This is a genomic window from Thermobacillus composti KWC4 (assembly GCF_000227705.2).
GTDB lineage: Bacteria > Bacillota > Bacilli > Paenibacillales > Paenibacillaceae > Thermobacillus > Thermobacillus xylanilyticus.
Genome location: NC_019897.1, coordinates 3,949,607 through 3,972,500, shown reverse-complemented (window position 1 = coordinate 3,972,500; position 22,894 = coordinate 3,949,607). Strand labels below are relative to the sequence as shown.

The window sequence follows — 22,894 nt, the reverse complement described above, 5'->3', positions numbered from 1 at the left end:
TGGAGTTGCAAAGACAACCAGGATGTTGGCTTAGAAGCAGCCATCATTCAAAGAGTGCGTAATAGCTCACTGGTCGAGTGACTCTGCGCCGAAAATGTAACGGGGCTAAACACGCCGCCGAAGCTATGGGTACGCGCACGTTCGTGCGCTGCGGTAGGGGAGCGTCGGGTACGCGTTGAAGTCAGACCGGAAGGACTGGTGGAGTGTACTCGAGTGAGAATGCCGGTATGAGTAACGAAAAGATGGGTGAGAATCCCATCCGCCGAAAGCCTAAGGTTTCCTGAGGAAGGTTCGTCCGCTCAGGGTTAGTCGGGGCCTAAGGCGAGGCCGAAAGGCGTAGTCGAAGGACAACAGGTTGATATTCCTGTACCACCGTAAGCCGCTATGAGCGATGGGGTGACGCAGAAGGACAGTGACGCGGACTGCTGGAATAGTCCGTCCAAGCAGCGAGGCTGGCGCACAGGCAAATCCGTGCGTCACAAGGCTGAGCTGTGACGGGGAGGGAAAGTTTTAGTACCGAAGGTCATGCGTTCTGGCTGCCGAGAAAAGCCTCTAGCCAGGCGAAGGTGCCCGTACCGCAAACCGACACAGGTAGGCAAGCAGAGCATGCTGAGGCGCGCGGAAGAACTCTCGTTAAGGAACTCGGCAAAATGACCCCGTAACTTCGGGAGAAGGGGTGCCCCGGTAGGGTGAATAGCCCGAGGGGGCCGCAGTGAAAAGGCCCAAGCGACTGTTTAGCAAAAACACAGGTCTGTGCGAAGCCGCAAGGCGAAGTATACGGGCTGACGCCTGCCCGGTGCTGGAAGGTTAAGGGGAGCGGTCAGGTTTAGGCCGAAGCTGTGAACCGAAGCCCCAGTAAACGGCGGCCGTAACTATAACGGTCCTAAGGTAGCGAAATTCCTTGTCGGGTAAATTCCGACCCGCACGAATGGCGTAACGACTTGGGCGCTGTCTCAACGAGAGATCCGGTGAAATTTTAGTACCTGTGAAGATGCAGGTTACCCGCGACAAGACGGAAAGACCCCATGGAGCTTTACTGCAGCTTGATATTGGACTTTGGTACGGTCTGTACAGGATAGGTGGGAGCCTGGGAAGCCGGGGCGCCAGCTTCGGTGGAGGCGCCGTTGGGATACCACCCTGATCGTATCGAAGTTCTAACCTGGCACCGTGATCCGGTGCGGGGACCGTGTCAGGCGGGCAGTTTGACTGGGGCGGTCGCCTCCCAAAGCGTAACGGAGGCGCCCAAAGGTTCCCTCAGAATGGTTGGAAATCATTCGGAGCGTGTAAAGGCAGAAGGGAGCTTGACTGCGAGACTGACAAGTCGAGCAGGGACGAAAGTCGGGCTTAGTGATCCGGTGGTACCGAATGGAAGGGCCATCGCTCAACGGATAAAAGCTACCCTGGGGATAACAGGCTTATCTCCCCCAAGAGTCCACATCGACGGGGAGGTTTGGCACCTCGATGTCGGCTCATCGCATCCTGGGGCTGAAGTAGGTCCCAAGGGTTGGGCTGTTCGCCCATTAAAGCGGTACGCGAGCTGGGTTCAGAACGTCGTGAGACAGTTCGGTCCCTATCTGTCGCGGGCGCAGGAAATTTGAGAGGAGCTGTCCTTAGTACGAGAGGACCGGGATGGACGTACCGCTGGTGTACCAGTTGTTCCGCCAGGAGCACCGCTGGGTAGCCAAGTACGGACGGGATAAGCGCTGAAAGCATCTAAGCGCGAAGCCCCCCTCAAGATGAGATTTCCCACTGTAAAGGTAAGACCCCTGGAAGATGACCAGGTTGATAGGTTCGAGGTGGAAGCGCGGCAACGCGTGAAGCTGACGAATACTAATCGGTCGAGGGCTTATCCTAAATTTACCCCACAAAGTGACGATTCGCTTCGAAGCGTAGTCCGATTACTTTGCGGGGGCCCCGGAAACGGGTTCAGCTTGAAGCAAATCATTCGCATCCGGTTTTCAGGGTGCAAACCCTACATAATCTTTAATGAACCAGGCTCGTATTGCAACAGGGCAGTACGGGCCTGGTTTTTTATTGCGGCAGCGTTTTGGATTAACGATAATAAACCGAACAATCCGTGGACTGCAGCTTCATCACGCCGTCTCGCCGCAGTCCGCGGATCTTGCGCAGGACGACCGACCGCGGGGCCAGCGTCCACAGGTGCCAGCAGATGAGGCTGATCATGAACGATTCGTGCACCCAGGGATAAGCGACGGCGATGACGCAGAGTCCGAACCAGAGCAGATGGCGGTGCAGACGCCGGAACAGGCCGTGTTCGATATGCTGCACGGGGACATAGCCGATCCACGGCGCATCCAGGCTCCACCGGAAACGGCGGAATTCCGGTTCATCGACGCGAATCAAGGTCAGCCGGATGATGACGAAATGGACGAGTTCCACGCCGATGAGACTGATCATCCAGGAGAGAATGCCGGTTGTGCCGTACATGCTGCCCTGGAACACGCCGAACAGCGCGGCGATGAGCAGGTGGCTGATTCTCACTTCCCGCGGTATCGGAATCCGGCGGATGAGCTGATAATGATAGATCGTCGCCTTTTCATCCAATTGTTGACGACGCGGCATCATGCGATTTTCCTCCAACTGCATGCTGAAAAGGGGTTTACCAACTATATCGGAAGAGGCGTATGCCGGATGAATGCCTGCGGGGTAAAGGCGGATGGTCCCAAGGAACCAAATATTTGAGGAAAACATATATTGAAGCAAAATATTTGAAACGACCTGTGAACAAGTATATCGAACTAGACATTGTGGCATAATGGGAGTTGAAAGAAGGACAGGAAGGATGAGTCGGCATGGAGGAAAGCGTCCGACAATGTTGCATCATTTGCGGGCAGGAGAAGGAATCCGGCATCACGATCATCTCCGAATTTATATGTGAGTCTTGTGAAGCCGAAATGGTGCGCACCGATGTGAAGGACGAGAAATATCCGTTCTTCATCCATCAATTGAAACGAATCTGGGTTCAGAAGAACGCGTGAGCGGCCGCATCCGACAAGGGACGGCTGTTTTTTTGCGGCTCGGTGGTATCGCGGCGTTTCTTCTATTATTATAGAAGAAACAGGAGAGGAGGGACGGAAGCGGATGCCGGAGTTCGAAGCGCCGCTTTACACGCAGCTCGTTCGCAGGCTTGGGCGCGACCCGGTCAGCTTCCACGTGCCCGGACATCAGTACGGACGCGCGCTGCCGGACGAGCCATTCGCGCTGTTCCGGGACATTATGGGCATCGACGTTACGGAACTGGAAGATACGGACGACCTGCATCATCCGGAAGGCGTCATACGGGAAGCGCAGCAACTGGCTGCGCGCTGCTTCGGCGCCGACGAGACGTTCTTTCTCGTCGGCGGCAGCACGGCCGGCAATCTCGCGATGCTGCTCGCCGTCCTCGATCCGGGTGATGCGATCATCGTGCAGCGCAATGTGCACAAGTCGGTGCTGAACGGCATTGCGTTGGCAAGGGCGCGGGCGATTTTTGTGGCGCCGCAGATTGAACCGGTATCCGGTCTTCCGACCGTCCCCGCGGCGGCTGATATTGAAACGGCATTGGACCGCTATCCGGACTCCAAGGCGGTATTCCTGAGCACGCCCAACTATTACGGCATGCATGTCGATCTTGCGCCGTATGCGGAGATCGTCCACTGCCGGAAACTGCCGCTTCTGGTGGACGAAGCGCACGGCGCGCATTTCGGGCTGCATCCGGCTTGTCCGCCTTCCGCGATGATGTCCGGCGCGGATGCGGCTGTCCAATCGACGCACAAGACGCTTACCGCGCTGACGATGGGCGCCATGCTCCATGTGCGCCGGGGCAGGTTGTCGATGGACCGGCTTCGGCGCGCCCTGACGGCGGTGCAAAGTTCAAGTCCGTCCTACCCGATACTGGCGTCGCTCGATATTGCCCGGGCAATGATCGCGGCTTGCGGCCCGGCATGGCTGGAGAGCGGCATGAAGGCGGCAAGCCGCCTCCGGGAACGGCTGGCTGAACGAAACGGCCCGTTCGCCGCTCTCGAGCCGGCCATCGGCAAAGCTTGCAGCGCCGTTGACCCGATGCGCATCGTGCTGCGGGATGAGACCGGCGCGCTCAGCGGCATCCTGCTTCAGTGTTTGCTGGCGGAGCAGGGATGCTGGGCCGAGATGGCCGACGACCGGTATGCGGTGCTGCTGTTCGGGCCGGGCGCAACCGAATCGGATGCGGACAAGCTCGTTTCGGCACTGGACAACATTGCGGCGGAAATGACCGGATCCCAGCCGGTTGCCGATGCCGGTCAAGGGCCAATTGATGTTGCGGCATATGCGGCTGATCCGGAGCATCGTATCGGCGAGCCGTTTGCCATCCCGCTCATGCCGCCGGCGGAAGACGGAACGGAGATCGTTCCGCTTGAAGAAGCGGCCGGACGCACGGCGGCCGAAACGGTCATTCCCTATCCGCCGGGCATTCCGTTGCTCTATACAGGCGAACGGATCAGCATAGCGCAGATCGCAGCCATCCGCAGACTGGCCGCGGCGGGCGCGCGTTTTCAGGGAGCGACCGACGCCAGAATGCGGATGATACGGGTCATGGCGCAACAATGACGCGACAACGACAGATGAAGGAGACGAAGGTGAGCAGAGGCTTTTTTATGACGATCGAAGGCGGCGAAGGCGCGGGCAAGACGACGATTCTGCAGGGCATCGCCGATTGGCTTGAAGCGCGGGGATGGGATGTCGTCGTGACGCGCGAGCCGGGAGGCATTCCGATTGCCGAGAAAATCCGGGAGGTCATTCTCGATCGCGTCCACACCGACATGGATGCGCGGACGGAGGCGCTGCTCTATGCGGCCGCCCGCAGGCAGCATCTCGTTCAGAAGGTGGAGCCGGCGCTTGCGGCCGGCGCGGCGGTGCTGTGCGACCGGTTCGTCGACAGCAGCCTGGCTTATCAAGGCCATGCGCGCGGGCTCGGCATCGAGGAAGTCTGGGCGATAAACCGGTTTGCCACAGTCGAACGCCTGCCGGATCTCACGCTGTATCTGGACGTCAGGCCGGAAATCGGGCTTGCGCGGGTCCGATCGGATCATGGACGAGAGATCAACCGGCTCGATCTGGAGGACCTCACCTTCCACCGAAAGGTGCGCGAAGGTTATCTGCTGTTAACGCGGCGATTCTCCGACCGGATCGTGACGATCAACGCGGAGCAGCCGCCGGAGCAGGTGCTTGCTCAGGCGCTGCAAGAAACGGAAAAACGATTTAAAGGGTTTTCACATTTCCGCGTCAAATAATATAAAATAGGTACACATCCAACCAAGGGAGGGATACGCATGAAACTTGTCATTGCCGTTGTGCAAGACAAGGACAGCAACCGGCTGTCCACCGCCCTCATTCAGGAAGGATTCCGCGCAACGAAGCTGGCGAGCACCGGAGGATTTCTTCGTGCAGGAAATACCACTTTTATGATCGGAATTGAAGACGAACGGGTGGAAGACGTTCTGCGCGTCATCCGGAACAACTGCAAAATCCGCGATCAGCTCGTGACGCCGGTATCTCCGATGAGCGGTTCGACCGATTCGTACATGCCTTTTCCCGTCGAAGTGCAGGTCGGAGGTGCGGCGGTGTTCGTGCTTCCCGTCGAACGGTTTGAGCATTATTGATCACCCGCATGACGCAACCATTTATCGTCCGGTGAAGAGCATGACCCGTCATGCTCTTTGCTTGGGCTAAAAAGCAGCTTTACTCCATACATGGGAAGGAAACGCGATGAAAATCAATCCCGGATACCGCACAGTCGGACAAGACCGGACGCGGATGGACACCGTCCAGCGTCAGGCGGCGCCCAAATCGTTCGCCGATTTCATGCAGGAGCAGGAAACGGCCAGAACGCAGGAAGCGCTGCAGCGGATGCTGAACGACATCCATCAGCAAGGGGAACGGCTGGCCCGCAACATGACGGTGCGCGAGCTGATGCTGTACCGTCAGATGGTGAAACGGTTCCTCGAGGATACGGTCAGGCGCGGCATCGGCCTCAAGGAGACCCGCGGCTGGGACCGGAGGGGCCGGGTCAAGCGCTACAAGCTGATCGAAGAGGTCGATGCCGTCCTGGTCAGCATGGGCGAAGAATTGCTGCAGACCGAGGAAGGACGGCTCGAACTTCTCGGCAAAATCGGCGAAATCCGCGGACTGCTGATGAATCTGCTGTTCTGACGGAAAGGATCGGTAACGCCATGCGAATCAGCGACATCACCGGCCAGCCGAAAGCGGTGAAACTGCTCCAGGCGGCCATAAGAACCGGCAATGTCTCCCACGCCTATCTGTTCGGCGGTCCCGCGGGGACGGGGCGGAAACAGGCCGCGCTCGCCTTCGCGCAGGCGCTGTTCTGCACGTCCGGCGGGCCGGATGCGTGCGGCGAATGTCTGGCTTGCCGGAAGATCGAACACGGCAATGAGCCGGATCTGCATCTCGTGGAGCCGGACGGCGCGGCGATCAAGATCGACCAGATCCGCGGTCTGCAGCGCGACTTGTCGTACCGGTCGGAGGAATCGAAGCGCAAGGTCTATATCATGGAACGGGCGGAGACGATGACGCCGCAGGCGGCCAACAGCATGCTCAAGTTTCTCGAAGAGCCGTCGTCGCCTGTCGTCGCCATTCTGCTCACCGAAAATCCGCAGGCGATTCTCCCGACCATCCGCTCACGCGCCCAATTCGTTCCTTTCCTCCCGCTGCCTCCCCAAGTCATGCTCGAGAAGCTGCTTGCCGAGGGCCATCCGCCGCTTCTTGCCCGGGCAGCGGTGCACCTGGCCTCCGGAATCGACGCCTGCCGCGCGATTATCCAGCAAGAGGGGTTTGCAGAAACGAGAAAGCTGGTGATACAATTGGGGAAAGACAGCCTGGGCAGATTACCCGCCGCGATGGTCAGCATCGGACAAGCGTTCAAGAACGGTCTGCAAGCGGACCGGATCGAAACCGTTCTCGCGCTGCTGGCGCTCTGGTATCGGGATCTGCTGAACGTCCAGATCGGCAGGCGGGAGCAGGTTGTCTTCGCAGACGAACTCGGCTGGATGGACAAGCATGCGTTCATGCGCAAACCGCATGAATGGGTCGCATGCATGGAGCATACGCTTGAAGCAGGCAGACGCATCCGTGCCCACGTATCGCCGCAGCTTGCCCTCGAGCAGCACCTAGTGAAGATTCAGGGGGGCTGAATCCTTGTACAATGTCGTCGGTGTCCGTTTCAAGAAAGCGGGCAAAATCTACTATTTCGACCCGTTGGACTACCCGGTCGAGACGAATCAGCACGTCATTGTCGAGACGGCGCGGGGAATCGAATACGGCAAGGTCGTCATCGGCCGGAGACAGGTGGACGAGTCGGATGTTGTGCTGCCGCTGAAGCGGGTCATCCGCATCGCGGACGAGGCCGACGCCCGGGTCGTCCGCGAGAACGAAGCGGCGGCGAAGCAGGCATTCGCCATTTGCCTCGAGAAGATCAAGCAGCATGAGCTGGGCATGAAGCTCGTTGATGTCGAATATACGTTCGATCGGAACAAGATCATTTTCTACTTCACCGCCGAAGGCCGCGTCGACTTCCGCGAGCTGGTCAAGGATCTGGCCAGCGTCTTCCGGACCCGGATCGAGCTCAGGCAGATCGGCGTGCGCGACGAGGCGAAGATGCTCGGCGGCATCGGGCCTTGCGGACGCATCCTTTGCTGTTCGTCCTGGCTCGGCGACTTCGAGCCGGTGTCGATCAAGATGGCGAAGGATCAGAGTCTGTCGCTCAATCCGACGAAGATTTCGGGATTGTGCGGCCGGCTGATGTGCTGCCTGAAATTTGAGCACGATCATTATGAGAGCGTGCGCGAGGAAATGCCCGCCGTCGGCAAAATCGTCATCACCTCTTACGGCGAAGGCAAGGTGACGGCCATCAACGCCGCTGCCCGCACGCTGTACGTCCAGCTGTTTGAATCGGGCGGCAAGCCGAAGGAGCTGCCGTTCGACGACTGTGTCGTGAAAGCATAACGCCAAGTCGCGGGTGCCGAGGTGGGACAGTGACGAGAGACCTGTTCGATCAAGTCGAACGCATGGAGGCCGTTCTCGGGCAGATGCTGAGGGAGACGGCCGACATCAAGCGGAATATCAAGTCGCTCATCGAAGAGAACAAAAGGCTCAGCATTGAGAACCAACAACTTCGCAAGCTGCTGAAGACGAGCGCGGTGACGGTTCGGGCGGAACTGGCGGCTGCGGGACTCGCGGAGGAAGCATCCGCCGACCGGCGCGATGAGGAAAGCCATGTGCACGTCGGCGAAGGCTACGATAATCTTGCCCGTCTATATAATGAAGGATTCCATATCTGCAATGTCTATTACGGTCACCTCCGCACGGAGGGCGACTGTTTGTTCTGCCTGTCTTTTCTTCATAAATAATGGAAGACCTGACGGCTGCTTGCCGGCTGCGCAATCTTGAGCGCTGCGGCGGGCAGCCATATTTTGTTTCGCCGGACCGGTCCCGTTAGTGTAAAATCTTCGTGGGTGTAGGAATTGGAAAAAGCGGACATAGAAAAAGAGCTTCTCCCTTGGTAAAGTGATGTTTGTCCACAACACACCAAGAAGGAGGAAGCTCCTGTGAGCCACTTTACCACAACAATGCCGACGATGAAAGAGATTGAGCAATGGATTTTCCGGAAAATGCAGGAGGAATTCGCTCGTGCGATGAAGCAGGTGCTGGAGGCGCTGGATCAGCAGATCCTGGAGCAACGGGACCGAGAGCGTTATCGAGTAAAGGACGAGCGTGAAACAAGCGTCAACACAGTGTTCGGGAATGTGCGCTTTAAGCGGAGATTGTACTGTGACCGTAGAAGCGGCAAACACGTGTATCTGCTGGATCAGCTGTTGCAATTCGAAGGGCGCGGGAAAGTCAGTCCGCATCTGGAAGAGACAGCCATCGCATTCGCGAGCCAAGGACCGTCGTACCGGGACAGCGCTAAGCGGCTGGAGCAGCTCCTGGGATACAATGTGCTGAGCCACCAAGCGATCAGGGAAAAACTGATTGAGCGTGCGGAACAGCCGATGTCTGAGGTGAAGCGACGCCCAGCGCGAGTATTGTTCGTGGAAGTGGATGGGCTATACACGAAGCTGCAGCGGAGCAAGAAGCGTGGGATGGAGAACGCAATCGCTGTCGTACACGAAGGCTGGGAGAAGAGCGGCAAGCGAGTGCGGCTGAAGAATAAACAGCATTACCTGCATACGAGCGGCGGCAACTTCTGGGAAGGGTTCGGGGACTTTCTGGTGGAGCGTTACGAAATCGACGAGAACACGTGGCTTGTGGTGAACGGAGACGGCGCGGGGTGGATCGGGGAATGTACATCCTACTTTCACCAATGCCTGTACATGCTGGACCGCTTTCATGTGGCGCGTGATTTGAAACGTTTTGTCGGACATTTACCGAAGGTGTGGGAGACCGTGAGACGGTCGCTGGCCAAACAAGACGCAGCCGCGCTTATAGCGGCCTTAGAAAGCGTAGCGGAGCAAGAGATAGCGGAAGAGAACCGGAAGGATTGGAAGCAGTATAAAAGCTATCTGAAGCGGCACGAGAAGCATTTGGACGACTACCGAAAAACACTCCAGGTGAAGGGGATCGACACAAGCGGTATGCGCCCGATGGGAAGCGCGGAATCGCAGATGCGCATATTCGCCAAGCGGACGAAGCGTGGCGGGTACAGTTGGAGTGAGCGAGGCGTCAGGGCGATGCTGTGGACAATGATGAGGATTAAAGAAGCCGGCATGGTTGTAAGAACGGTTGAAGGACATGCGAGTATGCAAGCAACGTCACAACAGCCAATAAACATGCGGCAATTGCTCAAGAACGTGACGCAACCAGTCAAGGGTTGTATCGCTGGAATGATTCGCATGCTGCAAGGACCGAAGCAAAGCAGCACAACGGGTATGGCACTCAAAGCTCTTCGCGGATAATGGCAAAAAAATTCTGACAAATCACTTTTATTTGATGAAAGAACGAAGCAAAGCGCTTACAAGGAAGAGGTTTCCTTTGGGGTTCGCGTTCCAAGCATCTTAAATGACTGCCCACGCTAGCTTGACACTGACACCGGTCCCTGTACATTTGCAAGAAACGGGTTTGTTCATTAAGCTTATGGTAAGAACGTTATTTTCCACCGGATGGAAAGGCAAGGAGTCGACTTCCCGACATGAACAGGCCTGACGCGCAGCCGATGCTCGAGCCCGGCGAAAGGCTCGACCATCTGCTGACGCAAGACTTGAAAATCATTCAAAGCCCGGAAGTGTTCAGCTTCTCGCTCGACGCGGTGCTGCTCGCCCGTTACGCCGGCGTGCCGGCCAGAGGCCGCGTGCTCGACCTGTGCACGGGCAACGGCGTCGTGCCGCTGCTTCTGACGACGCGGACGGCGGCGTCGGTTGACGGCGTCGAGATTCAGCCGAAACTGGCGGACATGGCGCGGCGAAGCGTGGCGCTCAACGGCCTGGAGGACCGGATCACGATCATCGAAGCCGATCTGCGCGAATGGTCGAAGCGCGCCGATGTGCGCGGCGCCTACGATGCGGTCACGATCAACCCCCCATATCTGCCGCGCGGATCCGGAGAGTACAAGGAGAACATCCACAAAGCGATGGCGCGGCATGAAATCGGGTGCACGCTGGACGACGCCGCGGCGGCATGCGCGGCGGCGGTCAGAAGCGGCGGGCGCGTCACCATGGTGCACCGTCCGTCCCGGCTGGCGGACATCATCGAGACGCTGCGCCGCCACCGGCTCGAACCGAAGCGGATGCGGCTCGTCCACCCGAAGCGGGAGGCGGAAGCGAACATCGTGCTGATCGAGTCGCTGAAGGACGGCAGGCCGGAGCTCCGGCTTGAACCGCCGCTCATCGTCTACGAACCGGACGGACGATATACGGACGAGCTGCTGCATATATTTTATGGAAGAAAAACGGAGCTGGCGGGCGTACCCGCCGCGGCGGAGGAGGAGCGGACGTGAGCGGGAAGCCGGACGGAAAGCCGGATGACCGGCAGCGGGAGCGGCAGGCCGTGCAGGTCCAGCGGAGCTTCGCCGAACGCGAGCGGCCCGGCACGCTCTATCTCGTGGCGACACCGATCGGCAATCTGGAAGATATGACGATGCGCGCCATCCGCACGCTCAAGGAGGCCGATCTGATCGCGGCCGAAGATACGCGCCAGACCCGCAAGCTGCTGACGCACTTCGACATTCGCAACCGCCTGGTCAGCTACCATGAACATAACCGGGATGCGAGCGGCCCGGAATTGCTCAGGATGCTGGAAGAGGGGCTCAGCATCGCGCTCGTCAGCGACGCGGGCACGCCCGCCGTCTCCGATCCGGGCGCCGAACTGGCGGCCGAAGCGGCGGCCCGCGGCATCCCGGTCGTGCCGATTCCCGGCGCGAACGCTGCGGTGTCCGCGCTCATCATCTCCGGGCTGCCGACGCACCGGTTTCTGTTCGCCGGATTCCCGCCCCGCGACCGCAAGGGGTTGCAGCAATTTCTGGACAGCCTGGAAGCGGAGCCGGGCACGCTCATTCTGTACGAATCGCCGCATCGCGTGCAGAAGACGCTGGCTGCGCTGGCCGAGCGGTGGGGAAGCCGCCGCATGGCGCTCGTGCGCGAACTGACGAAGCGCCACGAGGAAGCGTTGCGCGGCACGGTCGCCGATGTGCGGGATTACGCCGCGGCGCATCCGCCGGCGGGCGAATGCTGCCTCGTCATCGAAGGAGCGGCGGAGTCCGAAGCCGGGGAGGCGGCGGAAAACCCGGCCGGCGAATGGTGGGCGCGGATGACGTCCGCCGAGCATGTCGCCCATTACGAGCGGCAGGGCATGTCGCGCAAGGAAGCCATGAAGCGGGCGGCGGCCGACCGCGGGCTGAAGAAGCGCGACATCTACGCGGCGCTTCTGGCCGAAGCGGACGGGCCATTAGAGGACAAGCCTTGAGGGCAAAAAAAACCTTCCCGGCCGGCAGCCCGGCGCGGGAAGGCAGCAAGGAGTATAAAAAAGGTTAGAATTATCGAGGTAGTTTCTTTTCTATTATAACCTATTTTTCGTAAAAGTGACACTTTTTTTTTCACGAGTTTTTCACTGTGCCGTCCGCGGCCGGACGCCATCAGGAATTGGCGGGCACGGGCAGCTCGGAGATGCACTCGTGGCAGACGATCTTGCCCTTGAAGTACGTGACATTCTCGGCATTGCCGCAGAAAATGCAGGCGGGTTCATATTTCTTCAACATGATGCGTTCCCCGTCGACATAAATTTCAAGGGCGTCCTTCTCTCCGATGCCGAGCGTGCGGCGCAGTTCGATCGGAATAACGACACGGCCCAGTTCGTCGACCTTGCGTACAATGCCTGTCGATTTCATCATAGCGATTCTGCTCCTCTCAAGCGATTCAACATTATTCGACATAGTTCAACTTTTTCTGCTAATTATAGTACCAACCATTCCCATAATAGTCAACAGAAAATAACAGGAAATTCACGCCTCCATTTCTAAGAAACACCCGGGAAACACCCGGCAAAACCGATGAAAATCCGGTTCAGGCGAGGAAATGGGGCGTTCTTCGGACATCAGGAGATAATTCGACACAGATCGACAAATTCGACAATTTTGTGAAGGGACTGTCGAATTTCGAAAGGGGTGACGCGCGTGCACCACGAATTGCCCGAAGAGAAAGTGTTCAAAGATCCTGTTCACAAATCCATCTATGTCAAAGACCGGATTATCTGGAACCTCATCAATACGAAGGAGTTTCAGCGGCTCCGCCGGATCCGCCAGCTCGGCACGTCCTATCTGACGTTCCACGGCGCCGAGCACAGCCGGTTCTCCCATTCGCTCGGCGTCTATGAGATTACGCGCCGGATCATCTCCCAATTCGAGCGGCTCGGCGATTCGGACTGGCCGAAGGAAGAGCGGCTGACCGCGCTGTGCGCTTCGCTGCTGCATGATGTCGGTCACGGGCCGTTCTCGCATTCGATCGAGGCCGTGTTCGACACGCACCACGAGGAGTGGACCTGCCGCCTTCTGCTCGAAGACACGGAATTGAACCGCGTGCTGCGCGGCGTCTCCGACGATTTTCCGGAGCGGATCGTTTCGGTCATCCGCAGGACACACGAGAAACCGATCGTCGTCAGCCTGGTCACCAGCCAGCTCGATGCCGACCGGATGGATTTTCTGCTGCGCGACGCTTATTATACCGGAACGCATTACGGCACGTTCGACATCGACAGAATTCTGCGCGTCATGCGCCCCCACAAGGGCCGGATTGTCGTCAAAGAGAGCGGGATGCATGCGGTCGAAGACTACCTGATGTCGCGGTATCAGATGTACTGGCAAGTTTATTTCCATCCCGTGACGCGCAGTTCGGAAATCGTGCTGCGGCAAATTTTCCGCCGGGCGAAAGAACTGTACCGCGGCGGCTGGCGCTTCGATTCCCTGCTCGAGCCGCTCAAGCGCCTGTTCGACGGCGAAATGACCGCCGACGACTATTTCCGGCTGGACGAGCCTCTGGTCCAGACGCAGTTCATGATGTGGACGGACGAGAAAGATCCGCTGCTTGCGGACCTATGCCGGCGGTTTCTCCACCGCAGGCTGTATAAATATACAACGATGGACGAGCCGGACGAAGCGCTCCTGGACCGCGCGCGGCAGGCGCTTCTGGATGTCGGGCTGAATCCGTCCTATCATCTCGAAATTGATTACCCCTACGATCTTCCGTATCATATATACCGTCCGGGCGGCGACAGCGGTCCCGGAGCGCAGCCGATTCTGCTGCTCGGCGAACACGACGAGCTGACGGACATCGCCGACCGTTCCGAGATCGTCCGGTCGATCGCCGGCATACACAGGGGCAGACATCATCTTTATTACCCGGAAGACATGCTGCTGAAACACCGGGACCGATTGCCGTCCGACATCAGGCGGCTGATTGGCATGGCGTGAAGGCGGCCCGGGCATCCCGGAAGGAGATTTGGACATGTTGATCGATTCGCATGCGCATCTGGATTCCCATCGGTTCGACAACGATCGGGAAGATGTGATCCGGCGCGCCAGGGAAGCCGGCGTCGAACTGATCGTCAACATCGGCTTCAACCGCGAGACGATTCCGACGACGCTCGAGCTGACGGAGCGTCATTCGTTCATCTACGCGGCCATCGGCTGGCACCCGGTCGACAGCATCGACATGCGCGAGGGCGATCTGGAATGGATCGAATCGCTGGCGGCGCGCGAGAAGGTCGTCGCGATCGGCGAGATCGGCCTCGACTATCACTGGGACACGTCACCGAAGGAAGTGCAGCATCAGGTGTTCCGCGAGCAGATCCGGCTCGCGCGGCGGCTCGGCCTGCCGATCGTCATCCACAATCGCGACGCGCACGAAGATGTCGTACGCCTGCTCCGGGAAGAGCGGGCCGAGGAAGTCGGCGGCGTCATGCACTGCTTCTCGGGCAGCTGGGAAATCGCGAAGATGTGCCTGGACATGAACTTCTACATCTCGTTCGGCGGCCCCGTCACGTTCAAGAATGCGCGGGTGCCGAAAGAGGTGCTGGCCAAGGTGCCGCTCGACCGGCTCATGATCGAAACCGACTGCCCGTATTTGACTCCGGAACCTTATCGTGGAAAACGAAACGAGTCCGCTTACGTGTCCTACGTCGCGGAGGCGGCCGCCAAAATTAAGGGAATTGACTTACAGGAACTGGTAAAAATCACGGGACAGAATACTCTGAATTGTTTCCGAATTCGAGATAAGTCGGTCTAAACCGTTGAAACAATGATTTTGCTTGCAAAAAAAGTGGCATTACCCGCGAGAAAATCTCCGATAATGCGCTTTAAACCGAAAATAACGCGAAAATCGCATTTCGAACGTCCTTTACAACGCGCAACTCGAGGGGGTATGATGTCTCACAGAACTTTGCTGAGAGTTGAACATTTCCAGACGCTGAATCTCCCGGGGGACGGGAGAGCGGGGGAACCAGTCAGCGGCAACCGGACAATGCGGATTGCCGGCACCGCTGAATCCGATCGGGGTGAATTGACCGGACGCGCGATCCGAAGCGGCGAAAGGTCATAGGGCGGCTCTCGGCCCGAACCCGTCAGCTAACTCCGCAGGCGTATTTGAGAGTGATCGTCTCGTGCTTTGACAGTCCGAAGTTTTATTTATCCTCTTCGAAGCCACGATGGGATCCTCTGTCGGCGGCTTTATTTTTTGAATATTGTGGCAACCGGCGACATAGGTTTCTCCAGGAAGACGGACAGACGACGGGGCGTGAATCTGGAACGACAGCACGATTCTGAAAACAAAAACGTTCGCGTCAATCGTATCATGCATCATCCTAAGGCGGCGAGCAATGTAAGGAGGACCGAAGACATGGGAAAGTTCCTTCCGGAATCCCATGGATCACGATCATCCGGCATGAACTTCGCAATGCGTTGGAAGCATGAGAACGTACGTCTGGTTCTTCTGAGCGCAATTCTTTCAATCGCCATGACTTTCATGCTGCTGGTGCTGCTCTACGGCACGGCCGACAAACAGGTATCGGTCGTCGTGGACGGCGAGGAACGTATCGTCACGACGAAGCAATGGGTGCTGGAAAAGCTGCTTGACGAGCTCGACATCGAGGTCGGGCCGAACGACGAGGTGTCGAAACCGCTCAATGCGGCGATCAAGGATGGCGACCGGATCGTCATCAACCAGGCGGTGCCGGTCACGGTGGTCGCCGACGGCAAGGCGGTGAAGGTGTATCCGACCCGCCATACGGTTCAGGCGGCCCTGAGCGAAGCGGGCGTCGACCTGCGCGACGACGACAAGGTGTATCCTTCGCCGGGCGCGGCACTCGAGCCGGACATGACGATTGAAGTGGTGCGCGTCGACAAGCACGTGGTGCAAACCGAAGAGGTCATACCGTATGCGGTCGTCAAGAAGGACGACCCGAATCTGGAAAAAGGCAAGGAAAAGGTCATTCAGCACGGCAAGGACGGCGTCGTCGTCAATCTTGTCGAGAAAACGTTCGAGAACGGCGTGTACGTAAATTCGCGGCTGCTGACGAAGACGGTGTCGGCGGAGAAGCAGGATCAGATCGTCGCCGTCGGCACGAAGAAGCCGGAGCCGAAAGCGGCCGTGTTGTCCGCCGAATCGGAGACGGCAACGAAGGTCACGCGTGAAGGCGTGACGTTCAAGGCGAAGAAAGTGCTCAAGAACGTGACGCTGACGGCGTATTCCGCCGGTTTCGAGTCGACGGGCAAGACCGAGGATCATCCGCTATACGGCATTACGGCTTCCGGCACGAAAGTGCAGGAAGGCCGGACGATCGCCGTCGATCCGGACGTCATTCCGCTCGGCTGGTGGGTGTACATCGAAGGCATCGGATTCCGGCGTGCGGAAGACAAAGGCAGCGCGGTCAAAGGGAAAAAGATCGACATTTACTACGACAGCGAGACGAAGGCGGAGCGCTTCGGCAAGAAGAAGGGCTACACCGTCTACGTGATCGGGCCGAACAAGCCGACGGCAAGCTGAGGCTGCGGCTGCCGCCGGGCGTGCCCGTGATTCATCCTATATATTCATCACCGCAATTATGCTTGAGCGGCTGGAAACCTCTGTGCGGCATCCCCGCGGATGCCGCGCCGGGGTTTTCTTGTCGTTGCGGAGGCGCATAGCGGGGCGAAGCTGCGGCCATCATCATGAAGAGGACGAGCCGTTTACCGGGCTTGGGAAAGGAATGCGACATGATCCAGGAAATTATCGTCGTCGAAGGCAAGGACGACACCGGCGCCGTGAAGCGCGCGGTTGAGGCGGACACGATCGAGACGGGCGGCTCGGCAATCGGCGAGGAAGTGCTTCGCCGGATTGAACTGGCCGCAGCGCGCCGCGGCGTCATCATCTTCACCGACCCCGATCATGCGGGCGAACGGATCCGGCGGATCGTGGCGGACCGCGTGCCGGGCTGCAAGCATGCGTTCCTGCCGCAGGAGCAGGCGGAGCGGGGCGGCAAGTTCGGCGTCGAGCACGCGACGCCGGAAGCGATCCGGCAGGCGCTTGCCGCCGTTCGGACCGAGCGGCCGGCGGAAGAAGCCGGAGCGGATGTCGTCGAGTGGGATGACCTGATGGAGGCGGGGCTCATCGTCCACCCGGAAGCGGCTCAGCGGCGCCGGGAGCTCGGCAGACGGCTCGGCATCGGCTATGCGAACGGCAAGCAGTTCTTCCGCCGCTGCCGGATGCTCCGCATCACGAAGCGGGAGCTGGCCGAAGCGCTTGCCGCCATGGACGGCGGAGAGGGGGAAGCAGGATGATGACGGACGGCATGCGAATGAGCCGGCCCGCGGGAGACATCGGCACGCCGAAGCGGACGCGCGAAATCATCGCGCGATACGGCTTCACGTTCCGCAAGGCACTCGGGCAAAATTTTCTCGTCGACGCGAATGTGCTGCGCAAAATCGTGGATGCGGCCGAGCTTGGACCGTCGAAGGGCGCGCTTGAGATCGGTCCGGGCATCGGGGCGCTGACCGAGCAGCTCGCCATGGCCGCGGGCAAGGTGGCGGCGATCGAGCTGGACCGGCGGCTCATCCCGATTCTGGAGGAACTGTTCGCGCCTTGCGCCAACGTGGAGATCGTGCACGGCGACGCACTGAAGCTCGATCTGAAGCAGCTGATTGCCGAACGGTTCGCCGGTCTGGAACGCGTCAGCGTCGTCGCCAATCTGCCGTACTACGTGACGACGCCGATCCTCATGAAACTGCTGGAGGACCGGCTGCCGCTTGAACATATCGTCGTGATGGTGCAGAAGGAAGTGGCCGAACGCATGACGGCGCCGCCCGGAGGCAAGGAATACGGCAGCCTCAGCGTCGCGGTCCGCTATTTCGCGGAGCCGGAGGTCGTGTGCACCGTGCCGCGCACCGTCTTCGTGCCGCCGCCGAACGTCGACTCGGCCGTCGTGCGCCTCACCTTGCGCGCCCGGCCGCCCGTGGACGTCACGGACGAAGCGATGTTCTTCCGCGTCGTGCACGCGGCGTTCGCCCAGCGCCGGAAGACGCTGGCGAACAACCTGACCGCGCTGCTCGGCAAGGAGCGGCGCCAGGAAGCTGCCGCGCTGCCGGCGTCCTGCGGCATCGACCCCGGCCGGCGGGGCGAGACGCTGTCGCTCGAAGAATTCGCGGCGCTTGCCAACAAGCTGGCCGAACATCCGGCATAACTGGCTGAACACCAGACGGGCCGCCCTTCCATAGGATAGACGGAAGAGGTGATCAGCCCATGAAGCAAGGGGATTACGTCGTGCGAAAATCGTACGGCGGCGACATCCTGTTCCGCATTGAAGCCATCGTCCGGCAGACGGCCATTCTGAAGGGTGTCGACTACCGGCTGCTGGCCGACGCTCCGCTCTCCGATCTTGTCGTCGTCCGGCAGCCCGAAACGAGCAGCGCCGCCGTGGCGGCGAAAATCAAAGAGCACGAATCGCTCAGACGCTTCCGGCGCCAGGAGGGGGAGGCGGAAAGCTTCCGCTCCGACACGGAGTCCGTGGACGATGCGGAAGCATACCGCCAGGAGACCGCGAACCCGCCGAGCGGGTATTTCGAGATGCCCGGCCGTGTCCTGCATCTCGACGGGGACGGCGCATATCTGCGCAAAAGCATGGCGCTGTACGCCCAGATGAATGTGCCCGCCGACTGCATCCACTGCCACGAATCGGTGATGCCGGAGGTGATCGGCCGGCTTCTGCCGCAGGTGCGGCCCGACATCGTCGTGATCACGGGACACGACGGCGTCCTCAAGAACCGGCCCTACGCCAGTCTCCGCCCGCTCAGCAGCTACAAGAACTCCGTCCATTTCGTGCAGGCCGTCCGCGCCGCCCGCGCCTATGAACCGAACAAGGACAACCTGATCATCGTCGCCGGCGCTTGCCAGTCGCACTTCGAAGCTTTGCTCATGGCCGGGGCCAACTTCGCCAGCTCGCCGCGGCGGGTGATGATCCACGCCCTCGACCCGGTCGTCGTGGCGATCAAGGCGAGCCGCACGCCGTTCCGCGAGCCGATCCATCTGACCGAAGCGATCCGCGGCACGATATGCGGAGCGGAAGGGATGGGCGGCGTCGAGACGTTCGGCAAGCGCCGGCTCGGAACGCCGCGTCCGGGGTGGAATGCGAAGAAGATCGTCCCGGCTTACGGTGCATAAAATCATGTCGGATTGCGGACATTCAAAAAAAAAGGATAATAGACTGTTGACAACCGATTTATGGTGTTGCTATAATGTTTTCTTCATTTGACACTGCCGCTTCTTTTCATGTATAATGGACAAGGAAAGAGGTGGTAGTGGACGATGGCGAAGAATGCGCTGCTCGAAATCCGACGCAGTCTGGAAGCGCACGTCGGTTCCAGAGTCTGCCTGCGAGCCAACGGTGGACGCCGCAAGACGATCGAGCGGACCGGCGTGTTGGAAGAGACCTACCCTTCTGTTTTTATCGTGAAGCTTGACCAGGAGCAACATGCTTTCAAACGCGTGTCTTACAGCTATGCCGATATTTTGACGGAGACCGTCGAGGTGACCGTCGTCAGCGACGAAGGACAGGTGCGGATCGCTTACATGCAGCATTGACGCACCGCCGTATGATCCGCCCGGACCGGGGCATACTATCCTTCATCACAACGCGGATTCGCGCGGAAGGAGGACCCCGTCATGGGCCGCAGAAGGCGAGGCGCGATGTCGCAGCAACTCAAGGAAGAACTGGCGAAGGAACTCGGATTCTACGGTACCGTCGCCAAGGAAGGCTGGGGCGGCATCCGGGCGAAAGATGCGGGCAACATGGTCAAACGGGCGATTCAGCTTGCGGAACAGGCGCTGGCGAATCGCGGCAACCGACCGTCGTGACGAATATCGGACAAAACTGAGCGGCCTGCAGGCGCGATGAGCGCCGCGCGGGCCGCTTTTCGCATTTGCGCCCGCCGACAGGACCGGCCGTTTTTCGCATTTGGCGGAAACCGATGCTATAATTGGGAAGGACTCAAGGACGAGCGGGTGCGACGAACGGTGGTGAATGCGTGAAAATTTACGAGAAAGCGCCGGCCAAGATCAATCTGCTGCTCGACGTGCTGGGCAAGCGGGAAGACGGCTATCACGAAATCGAAATGGTCATGACGATGGTCGACCTGGCCGATCGGCTCGAAATGGAGGAATTGCCCCGGGATGCGATCGTGCTGTCAAGCCAGGCCGGATACATCCCGCTGGACGAGAAAAATTTGGCGTTCCAGGCGGCGAGATTGATCAAGGACCGGTACGGCGTGAAGAAAGGCGTCTACATCCATCTGGACAAACACATTCCGGCGGCTGCGGGACTGGCCGGCGGCAGCAGCGACGCGGCGGCCGCGCTCCGCGGGCTGAACCGGCTCTGGCAGCTGAATCTGTCCGACGCCGAGCTCCTCGAGCTGGCGGCCGAGCTCGGCTCCGACGTGCCGTATTGCGTGCGCGGCGGCACCGCGATCGCGCGCGGGCGGGGCGAGAAGCTCGAACAGCTGCCGAGTCCACCGCAATGCTGGGTCATTCTGGCGAAGCCGCAGCTCAACGTGTCGACGGCCGACGTGTACGGGCAGTTTCGGCTGGAGAAGGTGAAGCAGCATCCGTCGCTCGAACGGATGGTCAAAGCGATCGAGGCCGGCTCGTTCCGCGACATGTGCGCCGAGCTCGGCAACGTGCTCGAGACGGTGACGCTCGAGCGCCATCCCGAAGTGCGCCGGCTGAAGGAGATCATGCAGCGGCTCGGGGCGGACGGCGTGCTGATGTCGGGGAGCGGCCCCACGGTGTTCGGCCTGGTGGCGAAGGAAGCGAAGGTGCCGCGCATTTACAACGGGCTCCGCGGATTCTGCAAGGACGTGTTCGTGGCAAGAATGCTGACATAAACTTGAGCGGTCACTTGCAAAAAACCGTATGAAAATGATATATTGTCAGTATATCATTCGGATTTCATACGGGGGTGAAGGCCGTGAGGAAGTTGAAGCGAAGCGCCAGGCTGGTCGAAATGACGCAATACTTGTTGGCACGCCCCCACACGTTAATTTCGCTGACAGCATTTGCGGACCGCTACCAATCGGCGAAATCATCGATCAGCGAAGATCTGGCCATCATCAAGGAAGTTTTCGAAGAAGAAGGCATCGGGCAATTGCACACATTGGCCGGCGCCGCCGGCGGTGTCAAGTATATTCCGACCGTCAGGAAAGAGGCCGCGCTTGCGGTCATCCGCGAGATCTGCCGCCAGCTGGAGCAGCCGGAACGGGTGCTCGCCGGCGGCTATCTGTACATGACGGACATGATCGGCCAGCCGGCGATCATGAGCGAAGTCGGCCGCATGTTCGCGACCGCGTTCGCCGGCCGCGAGATCGACGTCATCATGACGGTCGAGACGAAGGGCATCCCGCTGGCCTATGCAACGGCGATGTACCTGAATCTGCCGGTTGTCATCGTGCGGCGCGACAACAAAGTGACCGAAGGTTCGGCAGTCAGCATCAATTACGTGTCGGGCTCGACGAAGCGGATCCAGACGATGTCGCTCGCGCGGCGCGCGCTGCGCGAACAGTCGCGGGTGCTCATCATCGACGATTTTCTGAAGGCGGGCGGCACGGTGCAGGGCATGATCGACCTGCTCGCGGAGTTTGACGCAACAGTCGCCGGCGTCGGCGTGTTCGTCGAATCCGGTGAAGTCGGCGCCGAAGAGCGGTTGTTCCATGATTACGTGTCGCTGGCGAGATTGACGCATGTCGACCTGAAGACGAAGCAGACAACGGTTGTTCCGGGGAACTACTTCGACGATTGAGGAGGCGCGCATCGCCTGATCGGGCGGTGCCGCGTTTGTCCATATGCAAGCGGTTGCGGACGGGCCCGCGTTGCGGGTCGCCGGGACGCAGTCCTTTGGCATACTTGTTAACCCTACCATTCCAATAGGGAAACCATCAAGGAGGAGTGCGAACATGTCTCAACGACCGATCATCATTTCGACCACCGCAGCCCCCGCCGCCATCGGCCCGTATTCGCAAGCCGTCCGGTTCGGCAATCTGCTCTTCACCTCGGGCCAGATTCCGCTTACGCCGGAAGGCGAACCGGTGCAAGGCGGCATCGAGGAACAGACGCATCAGGTCTTTCGCAATCTGCAGGCGGTGCTGGCTGCGGCCGGCTGCAGCCTGTCCGATGTCGTGAAAGCGACCGTCTTCCTCAAGGACATGAACGAATTCGCCGCGTTCAACGCCGTCTACGCCTCGTATTTCGGGGATCACAAGCCGGCGCGTTCGACGGTGGAAGTCACCCGTCTGCCCCGGGACGTCAAGGTCGAGATCGAGCTGATCGCCGCCGTTCCCGATGGCGAAAAACAGCGGTAATTGTCAGTTAAAAAAAAGTTAGTCAACCCGCAACAATATTTCCAGATACAAGAAGGATTTCGGCACAATTTGTGGAATATTACACCAAGTCTTTTGGTAGGCAAAGGTGGTGAACAGAATGCAAATTACCGATGTGAGACTCCGCCGCGTGAATTCCGAAGGCCGAATGAAGGCGATTGCCTCGATCACGATTGACAACGAATTCGTTGTTCACGATATTCGGGTCATCGACGGCAATAACGGCATGTTCGTGGCCATGCCGAGCAAGCGTACGCCGGACGGAGAATTCCGGGATATCGCACATCCGATCTCTTCGTCGACGCGGGAGAAGATCCAATCCGCTGTGCTGGCGGAATACGAGCGGGCGGCAGCTGAAGAAGAAGCGGCGATTGAAGAAGGCGCATGATGGACACGCACGATGGACTGATAGCGTATTCAGATGATCGGGAGAAGAGGGCCGATGGCTCTCTTTTCTTTTGTCCGAAGCAAGTGTATAGTCGAGGGAGATACGCTTCGCAGCGAAGCGCAGGAACGAACTCG

25 protein-coding genes, 1 rRNA gene and 1 riboswitch (1 of these 27 only partly in view) are annotated in these 22,894 nt (G+C 59.3%); of the genes, 24 read left to right on the top strand and 2 right to left on the bottom strand.

Features of this window, described 5'->3' with window-relative positions; translation table 11 throughout:
- A 23S ribosomal RNA gene (locus THECO_RS18220) occupies positions 1-1,854 on the top strand; it begins 1,104 nt to the left of the window's first position.
- Positions 1,855-2,052: 198 nt separating this feature from the next.
- Here THECO_RS18220 and THECO_RS18215 read toward each other — a convergent pair.
- Positions 2,053-2,586 carry a hypothetical protein gene (locus THECO_RS18215; protein WP_015256487.1) on the bottom strand — a complete coding sequence of 178 codons (534 nt, stop codon included), beginning with the start codon at positions 2,584-2,586 and terminating at the stop codon, positions 2,053-2,055.
- A 227-nt stretch (positions 2,587-2,813) separates the two neighbouring features.
- Here THECO_RS18215 and THECO_RS18210 point away from each other — a divergent pair, with 227 nt between their 5' ends.
- The 11 genes from THECO_RS18210 to rsmI all read left to right on the top strand — a co-directional run bounded on the left by THECO_RS18210 (position 2,814) and on the right by rsmI (position 11,949).
- Positions 2,814-2,999, top strand: a complete 186-nt coding sequence (locus tag THECO_RS18210; protein ID WP_015256486.1) for a sigma factor G inhibitor Gin — start codon at positions 2,814-2,816, stop codon at positions 2,997-2,999.
- Positions 3,000-3,102: 103 nt separating this feature from the next.
- Positions 3,103-4,587, top strand: a complete 1,485-nt coding sequence (locus THECO_RS18205) for an aminotransferase class I/II-fold pyridoxal phosphate-dependent enzyme (protein WP_015256485.1) — start codon at positions 3,103-3,105, stop codon at positions 4,585-4,587.
- 29 nt (positions 4,588-4,616) lie between these two features.
- Entirely contained in the window at positions 4,617-5,270 is a 654-nt protein-coding gene (gene tmk / locus THECO_RS18200; protein ID WP_015256484.1) for a dTMP kinase, read from the top strand.
- Positions 5,271-5,309: 39 nt separating this feature from the next.
- On the top strand, positions 5,310-5,639 hold the full coding sequence (locus tag THECO_RS18195; RefSeq protein WP_015256483.1) for a cyclic-di-AMP receptor: 330 nt from the start codon (positions 5,310-5,312) through the stop codon (positions 5,637-5,639).
- A gap of 106 nt (positions 5,640-5,745) precedes the next feature.
- Complete coding sequence (locus THECO_RS18190; RefSeq protein ID WP_015256482.1) at positions 5,746-6,189, top strand: YaaR family protein; 444 nt, start codon at positions 5,746-5,748, stop codon at positions 6,187-6,189.
- Positions 6,190-6,209: 20 nt separating this feature from the next.
- Positions 6,210-7,187, top strand: a complete 978-nt coding sequence (gene holB / locus THECO_RS18185; RefSeq protein WP_015256481.1) for a DNA polymerase III subunit delta' — start codon at positions 6,210-6,212, stop codon at positions 7,185-7,187.
- Positions 7,188-7,191: 4 nt separating this feature from the next.
- Complete coding sequence (locus tag THECO_RS18180; protein ID WP_015256480.1) at positions 7,192-7,998, top strand: PSP1 domain-containing protein; 807 nt, start codon at positions 7,192-7,194, stop codon at positions 7,996-7,998.
- A 29-nt stretch (positions 7,999-8,027) separates the two neighbouring features.
- Positions 8,028-8,402 (top strand): initiation-control protein YabA, encoded by a 375-nt coding sequence (locus THECO_RS18175; protein WP_015256479.1) that lies wholly within the window; start codon positions 8,028-8,030, stop codon positions 8,400-8,402.
- Between the two features lie 198 nt (positions 8,403-8,600).
- The gene (locus THECO_RS18170; protein WP_015256478.1) at positions 8,601-9,947 is read left to right on the top strand and encodes an ISLre2-like element ISTco2 family transposase; all 1,347 of its coding nucleotides are present in this window, start codon (positions 8,601-8,603) and stop codon (positions 9,945-9,947) included.
- A gap of 233 nt (positions 9,948-10,180) precedes the next feature.
- A complete protein-coding gene (locus tag THECO_RS18165) occupies positions 10,181-10,984 on the top strand; it encodes a tRNA1(Val) (adenine(37)-N6)-methyltransferase (protein ID WP_015256477.1) in 804 nt (267 codons plus the stop codon).
- Positions 10,981-11,949, top strand: coding sequence for a 16S rRNA (cytidine(1402)-2'-O)-methyltransferase (gene rsmI, locus THECO_RS18160; protein ID WP_015256476.1), 969 nt, complete (start codon positions 10,981-10,983; stop codon positions 11,947-11,949). The genes THECO_RS18165 and rsmI overlap by 4 nt, the downstream gene beginning before the upstream one ends.
- A 169-nt stretch (positions 11,950-12,118) precedes the next feature.
- On the opposite strand, the gene THECO_RS18155 is transcribed toward rsmI, so the two are convergent.
- Positions 12,119-12,373, bottom strand: coding sequence for an AbrB/MazE/SpoVT family DNA-binding domain-containing protein (locus THECO_RS18155; protein ID WP_015256475.1), 255 nt, complete (start codon positions 12,371-12,373; stop codon positions 12,119-12,121).
- Between the two features lie 282 nt (positions 12,374-12,655).
- Here THECO_RS18155 and THECO_RS18150 point away from each other — a divergent pair, with 282 nt between their 5' ends.
- The 12 genes from THECO_RS18150 (at position 12,656) to spoVG (ending at position 22,760) form a co-directional block, all read left to right on the top strand.
- The gene (locus THECO_RS18150; RefSeq protein ID WP_015256474.1) at positions 12,656-13,948 is read left to right on the top strand and encodes an HD domain-containing protein; all 1,293 of its coding nucleotides are present in this window, start codon (positions 12,656-12,658) and stop codon (positions 13,946-13,948) included.
- A gap of 34 nt (positions 13,949-13,982) precedes the next feature.
- Positions 13,983-14,762, top strand: coding sequence for a TatD family hydrolase (locus THECO_RS18145; protein WP_015256473.1), 780 nt, complete (start codon positions 13,983-13,985; stop codon positions 14,760-14,762).
- A 168-nt stretch (positions 14,763-14,930) separates the two neighbouring features.
- Positions 14,931-15,130: riboswitch (cyclic di-AMP (ydaO/yuaA leader) on the top strand.
- 241 nt (positions 15,131-15,371) lie between these two features.
- Positions 15,372-16,517 carry a 3D domain-containing protein gene (locus THECO_RS18140; RefSeq protein WP_015256472.1) on the top strand — a complete coding sequence of 382 codons (1,146 nt, stop codon included), beginning with the start codon at positions 15,372-15,374 and terminating at the stop codon, positions 16,515-16,517.
- Positions 16,518-16,726: 209 nt separating this feature from the next.
- Positions 16,727-17,290 carry a ribonuclease M5 gene (rnmV, locus tag THECO_RS18135; protein WP_015256471.1) on the top strand — a complete coding sequence of 188 codons (564 nt, stop codon included), beginning with the start codon at positions 16,727-16,729 and terminating at the stop codon, positions 17,288-17,290.
- A complete protein-coding gene (gene rsmA / locus THECO_RS18130; RefSeq protein ID WP_015256470.1) occupies positions 17,287-18,189 on the top strand; it encodes a 16S rRNA (adenine(1518)-N(6)/adenine(1519)-N(6))-dimethyltransferase RsmA in 903 nt (300 codons plus the stop codon). Before rnmV ends, rsmA begins: the two co-directional genes overlap by 4 nt.
- Positions 18,190-18,248: 59 nt before the next feature.
- Entirely contained in the window at positions 18,249-19,166 is a 918-nt protein-coding gene (gene yabG / locus THECO_RS18125; RefSeq protein ID WP_015256469.1) for a sporulation peptidase YabG, read from the top strand.
- 144 nt (positions 19,167-19,310) lie between these two features.
- Positions 19,311-19,586 carry a biofilm formation stimulator Veg gene (gene veg / locus THECO_RS18120; protein WP_015256468.1) on the top strand — a complete coding sequence of 92 codons (276 nt, stop codon included), beginning with the start codon at positions 19,311-19,313 and terminating at the stop codon, positions 19,584-19,586.
- A gap of 81 nt (positions 19,587-19,667) precedes the next feature.
- A complete protein-coding gene (locus THECO_RS18115; protein ID WP_015256467.1) occupies positions 19,668-19,859 on the top strand; it encodes a small, acid-soluble spore protein, alpha/beta type in 192 nt (63 codons plus the stop codon).
- Between the two features lie 170 nt (positions 19,860-20,029).
- Positions 20,030-20,884: a 4-(cytidine 5'-diphospho)-2-C-methyl-D-erythritol kinase gene (gene ispE / locus THECO_RS18110; protein ID WP_015256466.1), complete on the top strand. Its 855-nt coding sequence runs from the start codon at positions 20,030-20,032 to the stop codon at positions 20,882-20,884.
- 83 nt (positions 20,885-20,967) lie between these two features.
- Positions 20,968-21,795 carry a pur operon repressor gene (gene purR, locus THECO_RS18105; RefSeq protein WP_015256465.1) on the top strand — a complete coding sequence of 276 codons (828 nt, stop codon included), beginning with the start codon at positions 20,968-20,970 and terminating at the stop codon, positions 21,793-21,795.
- Positions 21,796-21,949: 154 nt separating this feature from the next.
- Positions 21,950-22,354 (top strand): RidA family protein, encoded by a 405-nt coding sequence (locus tag THECO_RS18100; RefSeq protein WP_015256464.1) that lies wholly within the window; start codon positions 21,950-21,952, stop codon positions 22,352-22,354.
- A gap of 118 nt (positions 22,355-22,472) precedes the next feature.
- Entirely contained in the window at positions 22,473-22,760 is a 288-nt protein-coding gene (spoVG, locus tag THECO_RS18095; protein WP_015256463.1) for a septation regulator SpoVG, read from the top strand.
- Positions 22,761-22,894 lie beyond the last annotated feature (134 nt).

Bases quoted from the DNA above. Each gene is read 5' to 3' on its own strand.
- THECO_RS18190 (WP_015256482.1), top strand. From the start codon at position 5,746: ATGAAAATCAATCCCGGATACCGCACAGTCGGACAAGACCGGACGCGG.
- rnmV (WP_015256471.1), top strand. From the start codon at position 16,727: ATGATCCAGGAAATTATCGTCGTCGAAGGCAAGGACGACACCGGCGCC.
- THECO_RS18205 (WP_015256485.1), top strand. From the start codon at position 3,103: ATGCCGGAGTTCGAAGCGCCGCTTTACACGCAGCTCGTTCGCAGGCTT.
- THECO_RS18165 (WP_015256477.1), top strand. From the start codon at position 10,181: ATGAACAGGCCTGACGCGCAGCCGATGCTCGAGCCCGGCGAAAGGCTC.
- THECO_RS18115 (WP_015256467.1), top strand. From the start codon at position 19,668: ATGGGCCGCAGAAGGCGAGGCGCGATGTCGCAGCAACTCAAGGAAGAA.
- THECO_RS18155 (WP_015256475.1), bottom strand. From the start codon at position 12,373: ATGATGAAATCGACAGGCATTGTACGCAAGGTCGACGAACTGGGCCGT.
- THECO_RS18215 (WP_015256487.1), bottom strand. From the start codon at position 2,586: ATGATGCCGCGTCGTCAACAATTGGATGAAAAGGCGACGATCTATCAT.
- veg (WP_015256468.1), top strand. From the start codon at position 19,311: ATGGCGAAGAATGCGCTGCTCGAAATCCGACGCAGTCTGGAAGCGCAC.
- THECO_RS18140 (WP_015256472.1), top strand. From the start codon at position 15,372: ATGGGAAAGTTCCTTCCGGAATCCCATGGATCACGATCATCCGGCATG.
- THECO_RS18195 (WP_015256483.1), top strand. From the start codon at position 5,310: ATGAAACTTGTCATTGCCGTTGTGCAAGACAAGGACAGCAACCGGCTG.
- THECO_RS18100 (WP_015256464.1), top strand. From the start codon at position 21,950: ATGTCTCAACGACCGATCATCATTTCGACCACCGCAGCCCCCGCCGCC.
- THECO_RS18145 (WP_015256473.1), top strand. From the start codon at position 13,983: ATGTTGATCGATTCGCATGCGCATCTGGATTCCCATCGGTTCGACAAC.
- spoVG (WP_015256463.1), top strand. From the start codon at position 22,473: ATGCAAATTACCGATGTGAGACTCCGCCGCGTGAATTCCGAAGGCCGA.
- holB (WP_015256481.1), top strand. From the start codon at position 6,210: ATGCGAATCAGCGACATCACCGGCCAGCCGAAAGCGGTGAAACTGCTC.
- rsmA (WP_015256470.1), top strand. From the start codon at position 17,287: ATGATGACGGACGGCATGCGAATGAGCCGGCCCGCGGGAGACATCGGC.
- THECO_RS18210 (WP_015256486.1), top strand. From the start codon at position 2,814: ATGGAGGAAAGCGTCCGACAATGTTGCATCATTTGCGGGCAGGAGAAG.
- yabG (WP_015256469.1), top strand. From the start codon at position 18,249: ATGAAGCAAGGGGATTACGTCGTGCGAAAATCGTACGGCGGCGACATC.